This window comes from Clavibacter sp. GW821-FHT01D01 (genome assembly GCF_059422605.1).
In genome coordinates this window covers 49,765-63,039 of sequence record NZ_JBWKXC010000001.1, presented here as the reverse complement: position 1 = coordinate 63,039, position 13,275 = coordinate 49,765, and the positions used below count along the sequence as shown (strand labels likewise).

Annotated in this window: 10 protein-coding genes; 5 read left to right on the top strand and 5 right to left on the bottom strand. The window is 73.0% G+C overall.

Features of this window, described 5'->3' with window-relative positions; translation table 11 throughout:
• Positions 1-39 precede the first annotated feature (39 nt).
• The 3 genes from AC07VC_RS00250 to AC07VC_RS00240 all read left to right on the top strand — a co-directional run bounded on the left by AC07VC_RS00250 (position 40) and on the right by AC07VC_RS00240 (position 5,063).
• Positions 40-1,146, top strand: a complete 1,107-nt coding sequence (locus AC07VC_RS00250) for a spore photoproduct lyase family protein (protein WP_494674873.1) — start codon at positions 40-42, stop codon at positions 1,144-1,146.
• 264 nt (positions 1,147-1,410) lie between these two features.
• A complete protein-coding gene (locus AC07VC_RS00245) occupies positions 1,411-3,105 on the top strand; it encodes a ribonuclease J (RefSeq protein WP_494674874.1) in 1,695 nt (564 codons plus the stop codon).
• Positions 3,106-3,260: 155 nt separating this feature from the next.
• Positions 3,261-5,063 (top strand): BCCT family transporter, encoded by a 1,803-nt coding sequence (locus AC07VC_RS00240; protein ID WP_494674875.1) that lies wholly within the window; start codon positions 3,261-3,263, stop codon positions 5,061-5,063.
• Positions 5,064-5,207: 144 nt separating this feature from the next.
• On the opposite strand, the gene AC07VC_RS00235 is transcribed toward AC07VC_RS00240, so the two are convergent.
• Positions 5,208-5,441 (bottom strand): YrhK family protein, encoded by a 234-nt coding sequence (locus AC07VC_RS00235; protein ID WP_494724442.1) that lies wholly within the window; start codon positions 5,439-5,441, stop codon positions 5,208-5,210.
• A gap of 193 nt (positions 5,442-5,634) precedes the next feature.
• Here AC07VC_RS00235 and AC07VC_RS00230 point away from each other — a divergent pair, with 193 nt between their 5' ends.
• The gene (locus AC07VC_RS00230) at positions 5,635-6,285 is read left to right on the top strand and encodes a maleylpyruvate isomerase family mycothiol-dependent enzyme (protein WP_494674877.1); all 651 of its coding nucleotides are present in this window, start codon (positions 5,635-5,637) and stop codon (positions 6,283-6,285) included.
• Positions 6,286-6,460: 175 nt separating this feature from the next.
• On the opposite strand, the gene AC07VC_RS00225 is transcribed toward AC07VC_RS00230, so the two are convergent.
• Complete coding sequence (locus tag AC07VC_RS00225) at positions 6,461-7,003, bottom strand: hypothetical protein (RefSeq protein WP_494674878.1); 543 nt, start codon at positions 7,001-7,003, stop codon at positions 6,461-6,463.
• 262 nt (positions 7,004-7,265) lie between these two features.
• Between AC07VC_RS00225 and AC07VC_RS00220 the strand changes: the two genes are divergently transcribed.
• Complete coding sequence (locus AC07VC_RS00220) at positions 7,266-7,658, top strand: hypothetical protein (RefSeq protein ID WP_317229703.1); 393 nt, start codon at positions 7,266-7,268, stop codon at positions 7,656-7,658.
• A gap of 117 nt (positions 7,659-7,775) precedes the next feature.
• Here AC07VC_RS00220 and AC07VC_RS00215 read toward each other — a convergent pair whose 3' ends face one another.
• From AC07VC_RS00215 to AC07VC_RS00205, 3 genes are all read right to left on the bottom strand, one after another.
• Positions 7,776-10,976, bottom strand: coding sequence for an alpha-mannosidase (locus AC07VC_RS00215; RefSeq protein WP_494674879.1), 3,201 nt, complete (start codon positions 10,974-10,976; stop codon positions 7,776-7,778).
• A 63-nt stretch (positions 10,977-11,039) separates the two neighbouring features.
• Complete coding sequence (locus tag AC07VC_RS00210) at positions 11,040-12,383, bottom strand: 6-phospho-beta-glucosidase (protein WP_494674880.1); 1,344 nt, start codon at positions 12,381-12,383, stop codon at positions 11,040-11,042.
• Entirely contained in the window at positions 12,380-13,126 is a 747-nt protein-coding gene (locus AC07VC_RS00205) for a DeoR/GlpR family DNA-binding transcription regulator (protein WP_258071837.1), read from the bottom strand. The genes AC07VC_RS00210 and AC07VC_RS00205 overlap by 4 nt, the downstream gene beginning before the upstream one ends.
• Positions 13,127-13,275: the final 149 nt, after the last annotated feature.

The window sequence follows — 13,275 nt, the reverse complement described above, 5'->3', positions numbered from 1 at the left end:
GGGGCGGGCCGTGTCGGGGGTCCCCGGTAGGAAGAGGGGGTGACCACGCCCGCGCCCGCGCCCGCCGCGCCCGCCGCCGCCCGGCCGCGGCGTCCGCTGCTCGACATCACGCGCATCTACGCGGAGCCCGCCGCCCTCGAGCTGCCGCGCGGGCAGGAGATCGTGGCGGCCTGGCCCGACGCGACCATCGTGGAGGTCGCCTCCCACTGGGCCATCCCCGAGGTCCACGGCGACGAGGCGAACGTCGCCCGCTGGGTGCGCATCAAGACGGAGGCGCTCGTCGTGGGCGTGAAGAAGTCGCTCGTCACGCGGCCCAACGGGCGCAGCGCGGACTTCATCGCGCCGTCCACGGCGAACGGCTGCGCCATGGCGTGCGCCTACTGCTACGTGCCCCGGCGGAAGGGCTACAGCAACCCCATCACGGTGTTCGCGAACATCGAGCAGATCCGCCGGCACGTCGCCCGGCACATCGCGAGGCAGGGCCCGAAGGCCGAGGCGAACCAGTGCGACCCGGAGGCGTGGGTCTACGACATCGGCGAGAACAGCGACTGCTCGGCCGACGCGCGGGTGAGCCCCAACGTCCGCGACCTCGTGGAGCTGTTCCGCATGTCGCCCACCGCCAAGGCGTCGTTCGCCACCAAGCACGTCAACCGCGACCTGCTCGACTGGGACCCGATGGGCCGCACGCGCGTGCGCTTCTCCCTCATGCCCGAGTCCATCGCCCGCATCACCGACATCCGCACGTCGTCCATCGCGGAGCGCATCGCCGCGATCGACGACTTCGTGGCGGCGGGGTACGAGGTGCACCTCAACCTCTCGCCCGTCATCCTCACGCCGGGCTGGCGCGCCGAGTGGGAGCAGCTGCTCCGCACGCTCGACGACACGCTGGCGCCCGCCACCAAGGCCCAGCTGGCGGCGGAGGTCATCATGCTCACGCACAACGAGCAGCTCCACGAGGTGAACATGGGCTGGCACCCGAAGGCGGAGGAGCTCATCTGGCAGCCGGGCCTCCAGGAGCGGAAGGTGTCGGAGAACGGCGCCGTCAACGTCCGGTACCGCCGCGGGCTCAAGGGCGACGCGGTCGCCGAGTTCACGGCGCTGGTGCGGCGCATCATGCCGTACTGCCGCATCCGGTACGCGTTCTAGGGGCGCGCGACGCCCCGGATCCCGTGTCGGTACGCGCACGGGTCCCGGGCCTGGGACACTGGTAGCCACAGCTCCGGTCGCTGACGCGCTCACGCCGATGCCGCCCTGCCCCTCGGACGCGCTCCAGCGCTCGGCGGCACGCGGCCTCATCGCGGGCGAGCGCCGCGACCCGGACCGGGCCGTCACCCGACGGCGCACCCGCGCGGGACCAGCCCGCGCCCACGACATCACCCGCACGACCACATGACGCACGAGAAAGGCACCATGCCTACCACCAACCACGCCCTCGACTTCGCCAAGCCCGGCCGCCTGCCCCGCGGCGGCCTGCGGGTGACGCCCCTCGGCGGCCTCGGCGACGTCGGCCGCAACATGACGCTCTTCGAGTTCGACGGCGAGCTGCTCATCGTCGACTGCGGCGTCCTCTTCCCCGAGGAGAGCCAGCCCGGCATCAACGTGATCCTCCCCGACTTCAGCACCCTGCGCGGCCGCCTGGACAAGATCACCGGCATCGTCCTCACCCACGGCCACGAGGACCACATCGGCGGCGTCCCCTACCTCCTGCAGGAGCGTCCCGACATCCCGCTCATCGGCGCGCGCCTCACGCTCGCGTTCATCAGCGCGAAGCTCGAGGAGCACAAGATCACGCCCGTCACGCGCCAGGTGCGCGAGGGCGACCGCATCACCATGGGCAAGTTCGACCTCGAGTTCGTGGCGGTCAACCACTCCATCCCGGACGGCCTCGCGGTCGCGATCCGCACCGGCGCCGGCATGGTGCTGCACACGGGCGACTTCAAGATGGACCAGTTCCCCATGGACCGCCGCCTCACCGACCTCGGCGCGTTCGCCCGCCTCGGCGAGGAGGGCGTCGACCTCTTCCTCACCGACTCCACCAACGCGGAGGTCCCCGGCTTCACGACCGCGGAGAAGGACATCGCGCCCGCCATCGAGCAGGTGTTCCGCACCGCCCCGAAGCGCATCGTCGTCTCCAGCTTCGCAAGCCACGTGCACCGCATCCAGCAGGTGCTCGACTCCGCGCAGGAGCACGGCCGCAAGGTGTCGTTCGTCGGCCGCTCCATGGTGCGCAACATGAAGATCGCGTCCGACCTCGGGTACCTCCGCATCCCCAAGGGCCTCGTCATCGACCTCAAGGCGCTCAACAAGCTGCCGGACGACAAGGTCACGCTCATCTGCACCGGCTCGCAGGGCGAGCCCATGGCGGCGCTGTCGCGCATGGCCCGGCGCGAGCACATCATCGAGGTCGGCGAGGGCGACACGATCCTGCTCGCCAGCTCCCTCATCCCCGGCAACGAGAACGCCATCTACGGCGTCATCAACGGGCTCATCCGCTGGGGCGCCGACGTCGTCCACAAGGGCAACGCGAAGGTGCACGTCTCCGGCCACGCCAGCGCCGGCGAGCTCGTGTACTGCTACAACATCGTCAAGCCCCGCAACGTCCTCCCCGTGCACGGCGAGTGGCGCCACCTCGTCGCCAACGGCGCCCTCGCGGAGAGCACCGGCGTGAAGAAGGACAACGTGCACATCATCGAGGACGGCGTGAGCGTCGACCTCGTCAACGGCCGCGCCGCCATCTCCGGCCGCGTGCCCGCGCCGTACGTGTTCGTCGACGGCATGACCATCGGCGTCGCCACCGAGGAGGCCCTGGAGGAGCGCCGCACGCTGGCGGCCGAGGGCCACATCACGGTGCTCGGCATCTTCGACGAGGACGAGCAGAAGCTCATCCACCCGGCCGAGCTCATCACGCGCGGCTTCGTGGAGCACGCCGGCTGGATCCCCGAGGCCGAGGCCGCGATCGCCGCGGCGCTCCGCAACGCGACCGCGAAGCGCAAGCTCGACGGCCCCGCCGCCGAGCGCGCCATCTCCGAGGGCCTGCTCCGCTGGCTCCAGCGCCGCCACCGCCGCACGCCGGTCGTGACGGTCATCGTCGTCGACGCCGACTAGGAGCCGGACGCGGCACGACCACGGCGGGGTGCCCTCGGGCGCCCCGCCGTCGCCGTCCCCGTGCGCCCCGGCCGGGCCGGATGCGCGCCGGATCCGCGGCCGGGATTCGCGGCCGGGATTCGCGGCCGGGGCCGGCCGGCGGGCACCATGGGAGCATGACCGGCCCCGATCCCACCCCGTCCACCGACCGCGCGACCCGCGTCGAGGCGAGCGCGTCGCCGAGCACCGCACCGCGCGTCAAGAGGTGGGTCTTCTGGCCCGCGGCGGGGATCGTGCTGACCTTCGTGGCCTTCACCCTGATCGCGCCGAGCGCCGCCGAGTCGATGTTCTCGACCCTCCAGAGCGGCATCGTCAACAACTTCAGCTGGTACTACGTGCTGGCCGCCGCCTTCTTCATCGGCTTCTCGATCTTCGTGGGCTTCAGCCGCTTCGGGCGCATCAAGCTCGGCAAGGACACCGACGAGCCCGAGTTCTCCACGGGGTCGTGGTTCTCGCTGCTCTTCGCCGCGGGGATGGGCATCGGGCTCGTGTTCTACGGCGTCTCGGAGCCCCTCAGCCACTTCGCCTCGCCCCGCCCGGGCGTCAGCGGGACCGAGAGCCAGCTCGCGCAGCAGGCGATGACGCAGACGTTCCTGCACTGGGGCCTGCACGCGTGGGCGATCTACGTCGTCCTCGGGCTCGCGCTCGCCTACGCCATCCACCGACGCGGGCGGCCCGTGTCGATCCGCTGGGCCCTCGAGCCGCTGCTCGGCGACCGCGTCCGCGGCGGGTGGGGGAACCTCATCGACGTCCTCGCTCTCGTGGGCACGCTGTTCGGCGTCGCCACCTCCCTCGGGCTGGGCGTGATCCAGATCGGCGCGGGGCTCGAGAGCGCCGGGCTCGCCGAGAGCAGCGCCGTCAGCCAGATCGCGATCATCGGCGTCATCACCGCGGTGACGATCGTCTCGCTCGTCACCGGCGTGACGAAGGGCATGAAGATCCTGTCGAACTTCAACCTCGTGCTCGCGGCGGCGCTGCTCCTGTTCGTGCTCATCGTCGGGCCGACGCAGTTCCTCCTCCGCGACTTCGTGCAGTCCATCGGCGCGTACCTGCAGAACGTCGTCGGGCTGTCCTTCAACGTCACGGCGCAGCAGGGCGCGGCGGGCGAGGCCTGGCAGGGCTCGTGGACCACGTTCTACTGGGGCTGGTGGATGTCGTGGGCCCCCTTCGTCGGCATCTTCATCGCCCGCATCTCGAAGGGCCGCACGGTGCGCCAGTTCGTCTCCGGCGTGCTGCTGGTCCCGACGGCGCTCACCTTCCTGTGGTTCGCCGTGCTCGGCGGCGCCGCCATCCACCAGCAGACCGACGGCGCCGGCGGGCTCATCGGCGCCGACGGCAGCGTCGACATCGAGGGCTCGCTGTTCACGCTCCTCGGCGGCCTCCCCGCGGGCACCGTCCTCACCTTCGGCGCGATCCTCCTCATCGGCGTGTTCTTCGTCACGTCGTCCGACTCCGGCTCGCTCGTCATGGCGATGATCGCGTCCGGCGGCGACATCGAGCCGAAGAACTGGCTGCGGGTGTTCTTCGCGATCCTGACGGCCCTCCTCGCCGTCGCGCTCCTGCTCACCGGCGGCCTCGACGCCCTGAAGACCGCCGCGATCACGACGGCCCTCCCGTTCAGCGTGGTCCTGCTGCTGACGTGCTGGTCGACCGCCATCGCCTTCACCCGGGAGCGCCGCGCCTACGACAAGGCGGAGCGCGACGTGCTGCTCGAGCGCGTGGGCGCCTACTACGGGCTCGAGCTGGACGCCCCGGCCGAGCGCCGGCCCCGGGGCATCGCCCGCCCGTGGGAGGCGCTGCGGCGACGCCCGAGGGCGGCGGACGCCGCCGTCGTGGGCGACGCGGCCGCGTCCGATCCCGCCTCGGGGACCGCGGGCGCTCCGACGACGGGCGACGTCGACGAGGCCGGCCGGGGCTGAGCGGACGCGGACGGCCGGTCGCCCGGCGGCCGGCCGTTCCGCCGCAGCACGGCAGCCATCACGGCCGGATCACGGCCGGCGTGCCGGGGTGCCGGTGCCGGCGGCGGCGGATCGGACCGGTCGGGTCCCGGCCGCCGTCGGTCGTCAGTAGTCGCGCCCCGTGTCCCCCGGCGCCCCGTCCCCGATGCGGGTGAGGTGCACCCGGCGTCGGAGGCGGATGAGCGGACGGACCAGCAGCTGGACGCTGCCGGCGAGGAACAGCCAGGTACCCGCCGTGGTGGTGGACTCGGAGAGGAACAGGACGCTCCCGACCGCGAACCAGACGGCGCCCATGACGTCGTTGACGATGCTGGCGACCTCGTACTCGTGACGGATCACGAGCTCGTCGGGCCCGATCGTCAGCGTCAGCGTGCGGCCGTCTCGGGATCCTCGCGTGGGGTCATCCTCCGATGCAACCACGGCGCACGCGGTCGAAGCGGTCGGCAGGGGCGGTGCCGGCCTGCGACGGAGGTCGCGGAGCCCGCGCCGACGGGGGCGTGCGCCCCGCGCTCCCGCGTGCTTCAGTGGGCCCATGGCCTCTGGGGAGCGGATGTCGGTGTGGCCGGCGGTGCACGACGAGCGGCGCGCCGTGCACCGGGACCTCGCGGGGGTGCCCGCGGACCGGTGGTCGCGGCCGTCCCCGTGCCCGGGGTGGGACGTCCATGACGTCGTCGCGCACCTGATCGACTCCGCGCGGACGACCCGGTGGGGCTTCGCCCGGCGGATGGTCGCGGCCCGCCTCGACTTCGACCGCGACAACGCGGCGGGCATCGCGCGCGAACGGCGGGCGGACCCCGCGGAAACGCTGGCCGCGTTCGCGCGGGTCATCACGATGACGCGGACGCCGCCGGCGCCGGCGGCGACCCGGCTCGTCGAGGCCGTCGTCCACGGGGAGGACGTGCGGCGACCGCTCGGGCTCGTGCGCGAGTACCCCGTCGAGGCCGTCCTCCCGGCGCTCCGGCACCAGCTCCGCACCTCCGTCGCGATGGGCGGCGGTCGGCAGCTCGCGGCCGGCTTCCGCGTGGTCGCCCTCGACGCCGACCTCGTGTCCGGCACGGGCCCGGAGCTGCGCGGCACGGCCCTGGCGCTCCTGCTCGCCGTGTCCGGGCGCCCCGTCGGACCCGACGAGCTGTCGGGCCCTGCGGCGTCCGCGTTCCGGCAGCGGGGCTCCGGCCGGGTCTGATCCGGACCGGCCTGATCCGGACCGGCCTGATCCGGACCGGCCTGATCCGGACCGGCCTGATCCGGGCAGGGTCGATCCCGCTGTCCCGGACCACCTGGGCCACGACGGCGACGGCGGGGCGCCCAGGGCACCCCGCCGTCGTCGTCGCACCGCGGATCCGTGTCCGCGCCGGGCGTCAGCCTGTGAAGCGGTCGATCCAGCCGGCGACCGGACGCTGCTGCTCGCCCTGCTGGGCGGCGAGCACGACGAGCACGGCGGTCGCCGCGGGGATGATCCACTGCAGCGCCTTCTGCTTCCGCTGCGCCGCCTCGAGCTCCTTCGAGACGCCGGCGCCGGGCTCGGTGGTGCCCGCGGGGGCCTCGTCCGAGTGCTTCGCCATCTTCGCGCCGACGAGCGCCGAGTAGAGCGTCGTGCCGGCGGCCGCGATGGTGAGCACGGCCTTCACGTTCGTGTTGCTGCGCGCCTCGCCCTGGCCCGCGAGGCGGCCCTTGTTGGCGTAGATGAGCCCGAGGCCGCCGATGGCGTGCGTGGCGAGCGCACCGAGCTGCACCGGCGCCCACTTCGCCCAGCCGATCGAGGAGAGGCGGAGCCGCTCCTGCGGCTGCTTCGCCGCGGCCGCAGCGCCGTTCAGGCCGACCGCGCCCATGAGGGAACCGCCGAACCAGGCCGCGAGGCCGAGGTCGTGCATGCTCCGGATCACCGTGTTGCGTTCTGACATCGTCGTTCTCCTAGTCGTCGTCGATGGGCCGGCCCGCGGGTCGGCCGGATGTCCCGTGCGTGGGACGCTACGCCCGGGAACGCGCAGTGTGTGGGCCGATGCCGGATGCCCAGGTGGCGTCCGGCGGGGCGCCCGGAGGCGTCACCTCAACGTCAGCTGGGAGTCCCGCGACTGCACCTTGGCGCTCCTCGCGGTCCCCGGTTCGGTGGGACGTGGAGCCCGTCGAGCGACGGGCCCGCGAGCGGTCGAGGGGATGCGTGCCATGGGCAAGGCGTGGATGGTGATGGTCGCGGCGGTGCTCGGCGGCCACGGTTTCGTGGGGCTGTTCATCGAGGGGTCGCACCTCCTCGGGATCCTCAACGTCGACCTCTTCGTCGACGTCCTCTACCTCCTGAGCGCGGGCGTGCTGCTGTTCGCGGGCACCCGCCAGCTCCGCCCCCTGCCGATCCGCGCGACGCTGGCGGCGTTCGGCGGCCTCTTCACGCTGATGGGCGTGCTCAGCATCGTCGACAACGAGCTCGGCGGCCTCACGCCCACCGGCTTCACGATCGTCGACGACTTCCTCTTCTTCGGGATCGGCCTGTCGGGCCTGGCGCTCGCGGCGACCCCCAGCTCCGTCGAGCCGCTGACGACCGGCGGCCGGGCGCTCAACTAGCGGCGTCCGACCCGCGCCGTCCGACCCGCGGCGCGCGACCCGCACGACCGACGAGGGCGCGACCCGGCCGGAGCCGGGGCGCGCCCTCGTGTCGTCGTCCGCGGTCGCGGGCGCGGATCAGGCCCGGTGGATACGCACGGTGACCACCTGGAACGGCCGCAGCGCGATGCGCACCCCGGCGGCGTCCGCGTCCGGCTCGAACGCGATCGAGCGCGGGAAGCCCTCGCCGAGGGGGCGCTCCAGCACGTCGACCTCCGTGAGGCGGTCGGCGTCGAGGTGCGCCTCGAGGCGCGTGACGGCGCGCGCGCCGGTGGACTCGTAGAGCCGCACGATGACGTCGCCGGACCCGTCGTCGGCGAGCTTCAGCGCCTCGATCCGCACCGTGCCGCCGTGCACGGAGACGAGCCCCGACGCGGTCGGCAGCGAGGACGGGACGGCACCGGCGGACGCGGACGCGGGCGCGACGGCCGACGCGGGCGCGGTGCCGGCCGGTGCCGCGGTGGCGTCGCCCGGGTGCACCACGCGCACGGGCAGGTTCTGCTCGAGCCCCGCGTCCGCGGCGCCCTCGATGCCCACGCCGGGCACGAGCGCGTACTCGAAGCGGTGGTGGCCGATGTCCTGCGTCGGGTCGGGGGAGCGCGCCGCGCGGACCAGGCTGATCCGCATCTCGGTCTCGACCTCGCCCGAGGCGCCGACCGTGCGCGTCACGTCATGCCCGTAGCTGCCGGCGTTGGTGAGCGCGACGCCGTAGCCCGGCTCCTCCACGTGCAGGTACCGGTGCGCCATCACCTCGAAGCGCGCCTCGTCCCACGAGGTGTTCGTGTGGGTGGGGCGGCGGACGTGCCCGAACTGGATCTCGGCGCTGTGGTGCTGCGCGTGGATCGTCAGCGGGAACGTGACCTTCAGGAGCTTCTCGTCCTCGAGCCAGTCGAGGTCGGCCGTGGCGTGGATGCGCGCGTCGTCGGCGTGCAGCGCGACCCGCTGGACGACGCGGGAGCGCCCGAACTGCCGGACCACCTCCACGACCGCGCGGAGCGGCGAGTCCTCGACGAGCTCGACCGACGCGGCCTCGACGAGGTCGGTGCGGCTGGCGCGGTAGTGGGCGTCGACGTCCCACGCGTCCCACGCGGTGGGGATGTCCTCGTGCAGCTGCAGCAGGTTCGCGGTGCGGCCGGCGGGCACGAGCTCGCGGTCGGCGTGACGCAGGTCGAGGATCGACGTGATGAGCCCGCGGGCGTCGAGCGTGACGCGGAGCAGGCCGTTGTCGAGCACCGTGCCCGCGGCGTCGCGGGTCGTCGTGACGGGGGAGGCGGGCTCCACGGCGACGAGCGGCGCGATGCCGCTGCCGGGCACCGCGACGAGCGCGAGCGCGGATCCGTCGGGGGCCTCGACGAGCGCCGTGCGCGCATGCCCGGTGGAGTTCACCGCGAACGCGCCGGAGCCGACGCCCTCGCCGTCCGCCACGGCCCGGGCGGTGACGCGCGCGATGGCGTCGGCGACGAGCGCGTCGAGCTCGGCGAGGCTGCGGACGTAGTCCTCCTCGTTCTCGCGGTGCACCCACGCGATGGAGGAGCCGGGGAGGATGTCGTGGAACTGCTGCAGCAGCGTCTGCTTCCACAGCCGGTCGAGCTCCGCGTACGGGTAGTCGGCGCCCGTGCGCACCGCGGCGATGGTCCACCACAGCTCGGCCTCGCGGAGGCGGTGCTCGGCCTGGCGGTTGCCGCGCTTCTCGCGGGCGTGGCTGGTGGAGGTGCCGCGGTGGAGCTCCAGGTACAGCTCGCCGACCCACACGGGCGCATCGGGGTACTCGGCCTCGGCCTTCCGGAAGAAGTCGTCGGGGTGCTCGACGATGACCTTCGGCGAGCCCTCGAGGTCGGCCGTGCGGCGCTGGCGCTCCATCATCTCGCGGGTGGGGCCGCCGCCGCCGTCGCCGTAGCCGAAGGGCGCGAGCGACATCGTGGCCCGGCCCTTCTCGCGGAACTGCCGCACCGCGTGGTGCGTCTCCTCGGCCTCGAGGGTCGAGTTGTAGGTGTCGATGGGCGGGAAGTGCGTGAAGATCCGCGACCCGTCGATGCCCTCCCAGTAGAAGGTGTGGTGCGGGAACGTGTTCGTCTGGTTCCAGGAGAGCTTCTGCGTGAGGAACCAGTCGAGGCCCGCGAGCTTCGCGATCTGCGGGAACGACGCCGTGTAGCCGAACGAGTCGGGCAGCCACACGCCGTGCGTCTCGACGCCGAGCTCCTCCTGGAAGTAGCGCATCCCGTGGGTGAGCTGGCGGATCATCGCCTCGCCGCCCGGCAGGTTGCCGTCGGGCTCGATCCACATGGACCCGACCGGGTACCAGGTGCCGTCCGCGATGGCCTGCTGGATGCCCGCGAAGACCGTCGGGTAGTTCTCCTTCACCCAGACGTACTGCTGCGCCTGCGAGCACGCGAAGCGGAAGTCGGGGTACTGCTCGGCGAGCTTCAGCACGTTCGAGAAGGTGCGCGCGGTCTTCCGCTTGGTCTCGCGGATGGGCCAGAGCCAGGCGCTGTCGATGTGGGCGTGACCGACGCCGCTCAGCGTGTGGGCGCTCGGGACGGCGGGGCGCGACAGCACCTCGGCGAGCTCGGCCCGCGCGGCGGCCGCGGTGCCGACGATGTCGTCCATCGCGAGCACGTCGAGCGCGCGCTCGACGGCGCGCAGCACCTCGTGGCGGCGGGGCTCGGTCTCGGGCAGCTCCATCAGGAGCTGGTAGAGCACCTCCACGTCGAACCGGAGCGCCCACACCTCGGGCTCGAACACCGCGAGCTCCGCCTGGCGGAAGCGGTAGATGGGCTCGACCGGGGCCGTCGCCTTGTCGCCGTACGGCGTGGGCACGAACTCGTTCACCAGGATGTCCGGGTTGCCCGCGGCCTCCACCAGGAAGCGCACCTGCTCTCCCCCCGCGGCCTCGTCGGCGAGGCGCACGTAGGTGTTGCGCGGGTGGATGCCCTTGACCGGCACGCCGTCCATGGTGTGCACGAGGCACTCGGCCTGGTTGCCCGGCCAGTCGCCGATGAAGCCCGGGTCGATGAGGAGCTCCACCGTGCGGCCGGCCCACTCGGCGGGCACCTCGCCCGTCACCTCGAACCACCACGTGGACCACGCACGGCCCCACGGCTGGCCGAGCTCGAACGGCGCGTACTCCTGCCGCATGGCCTCCGCGACGGGGACGGGCTCGTCGGGCGCCATCCACGCGCGGAGGGTCACGGGCGTCTTCGTGGAGTACACGGCGGGGGTGATCCGCTCGTCGAGCGCGCGGAGGATCCGCTCCTGGACGAGCTTCTGGTTCTGGTGCATGGGGGTCCTTCGGGAGGTCGGGAGGCAGGCGGGCGGGTGGCCGCGGCAGGTGGGGCCGGCGCGTCAGCGGAGGTAGGAGAGCACCGGGAAGGCGTGCATCGCGTCCTCGAGGAGCGAGCGCGCGACCGTCACGGAGTCGACGAGCGGGTGGTGGGCGAGGGCGCGGACGGCCGCGGCGCGGGATCCGCCGAGCCCGGCCTCGATCGTCTGCCGCTCGACGTACTTGGCGTTCGTCACGAGGCCCACCCCGAAGTCGGGCAGCTCCGTGCCGGCCACCGGGTGCGCGCCCGAGGCGTCGACCACGCACGGCACCTCGACGACGGCGTCCGCGTCGAGGGCCGCGAGGGTGCCGCGGTTCCGAACGTTGAGGATGAGCCGGGCGCTCTGGTCGTACGCGATGCCGCGCATGAGCGCGATCGCGACGTCCTCGTAGCCGCCGGAGACGAGGTCGTCCTCGTCGCGGTCGCCCATGCCGGCCGACTGGCGGTTGGTGGCCATGTACGTGGTCTCGCGGTCCAGGCGCGTGCGCTCCCAGAGCGCCAGCGCGGACACGTCGTGCCGGTGCTCCAGCTGCGCGTAGAACCGGCCCTGCTGCTCCACGAGGAACGCGCCGCGGGTCTGTGCGGCGAGCTGGTCGGCGTGCCGCACCTCGCGCCGGAAGTAGTAGTAGTGCAGGTACTCGTTGGGCACCGCGCCGAGCTCGGTGACCCACTCGGCGCCGAACAGCCGGCCCTCCTCGAAGGTGCCGATGAGGTCGGGCCGGGCCATGAGGTCCGGCAGCACGTCGCGGCCGTCGACCCGGAGCCCGCGCAGCCAGCCGAGGTGGTTGAGGCCCGCGTAGTCGATGACCACGTCGTCGCCCGTCACCCCGAGCGCGCCGAGCACGCGGCGGGCGAGTCCGATGGGGGAGTCGCAGATGCCGATGACGCGGTCGCCGAGCACGCGCGACATGGCCTCGGTGACGACGCCCGCCGGGTTCGTGAAGTTGATGACCCACGCGTCGGGGGCCTGCACGCGGATCCGCTCGGCGAGGTCCATGACCACCGGCAGCGTCCGGAGCGCGTAGGAGATGCCGCCGTAGCCGACGGTCTCCTGCCCGATGACGCCGTGCGCCATGCCGAGCCGCTCGTCGCACGAGCGCCCGGCCATGCCGCCCACGCGGATGGCCGAGAACACGAACGCGGCGCCCGCGAGCGCCTCGTCGAGGTCCGTGTGCAGCGTGACGACGGGGGCGTCGGCGTACGCCGCGGCCTGCTCGGCGAGCACGCGCGCGACGGCCGTGAGGCGCACCTCGTCGGTGTCGTAGAGGGCCACGTGCGAGACGCGCCCGGCCTCGTGGTCGCGCAGCAGCGCCGAGTAGACGAGCGGGACGCGGAAGCCGCCCCCGCCCAGGATGGTCAGTCTCATGCGACGGTCACCGATACTCCCTTGTCCGCGAGGCCCTGCGACACCCGCGCGTGCGGGGCGGCCTCGGTGATCAGCTGCGTCAGAGACGCGGTGGGGGCGACACGGCCGGCGCCGGTGCCCGGGAACTTGGAGGAGTCGGCGAGCACCGTCACCCGGTCGCTCACCTCCGCCATCGCGCGCTTGATGGGCACCTGGGCCATCGTCGTGTCGCGCAGGTCGCCGTTGTCGGCGATGCCGCTCACGCCCACGAAGGCGTGGTCGGCGTGCAGCATCCGGAGGCTCTCGGCCGTGAGCGGGCCGGAGACCGAGCGGTAGACCGGATCCCAGTCGCCCGGCAGCAGGATGAGCCGCACGGCCCGGTCGTCGCGCAGCACGTCGAACGCGGCGATGCTCGCCGTGATCACCGTGAGCGGGCGTCCGCGCAGCTGCTCGGCGAGGTGCAGCGTCGTCGTGCCGATGTCGAGCACGACCGACTGGCCGTCCTGCACCTGGGCCGCGGCGGCACGGGCGATGCGCTGCTTGGCCTCGCGGTTCACCTGCTCGACCTCGGCGAAGGGCGCGTCGGCCTCCACGAGCACGGCACCGCCGTGGGTGCGCCGGAGCGCCCCCTGCTCGTCGAGGCGCGCCAGGTCGCGGCGGATGGTCGCGTCGCTCGTGCCGGCGGCCTCGGCCAGCTCGGCGACCGTCGCGCTGCGGGTGGCGCGCAGCCGGTCGAGGATCACGAACTCTCGGGCGTCTCTCATGGACTGAACATTAGCGCGCAAGATCGAGCAGAAACAATCTTGTAATAATCAAAGTCTTCCATCCATGTGCTCACATGGGCTAGAAACGTCACTACCGGTCGACGGCTCCCGCCGACCCGGTCCCGCCGGCAGCGTCGCCGTCGGCGGAC

What these genes read in the sequence shown, in the direction of transcription:
- AC07VC_RS00215 (WP_494674879.1), bottom strand. Translation starts at nt 10,976, where the DNA reads ATGCACCAGAACCAGAAGCTCGTCCAGGAGCGGATCCTCCGCGCGCTC.
- AC07VC_RS00225 (WP_494674878.1), bottom strand. Translation starts at nt 7,003, where the DNA reads ATGTCAGAACGCAACACGGTGATCCGGAGCATGCACGACCTCGGCCTC.
- AC07VC_RS00205 (WP_258071837.1), bottom strand. Translation starts at nt 13,126, where the DNA reads ATGAGAGACGCCCGAGAGTTCGTGATCCTCGACCGGCTGCGCGCCACC.
- AC07VC_RS00210 (WP_494674880.1), bottom strand. Translation starts at nt 12,383, where the DNA reads ATGAGACTGACCATCCTGGGCGGGGGCGGCTTCCGCGTCCCGCTCGTC.
- AC07VC_RS00245 (WP_494674874.1), top strand. Translation starts at nt 1,411, where the DNA reads ATGCCTACCACCAACCACGCCCTCGACTTCGCCAAGCCCGGCCGCCTG.
- AC07VC_RS00240 (WP_494674875.1), top strand. Translation starts at nt 3,261, where the DNA reads ATGACCGGCCCCGATCCCACCCCGTCCACCGACCGCGCGACCCGCGTC.
- AC07VC_RS00220 (WP_317229703.1), top strand. Translation starts at nt 7,266, where the DNA reads ATGGGCAAGGCGTGGATGGTGATGGTCGCGGCGGTGCTCGGCGGCCAC.
- AC07VC_RS00230 (WP_494674877.1), top strand. Translation starts at nt 5,635, where the DNA reads ATGGCCTCTGGGGAGCGGATGTCGGTGTGGCCGGCGGTGCACGACGAG.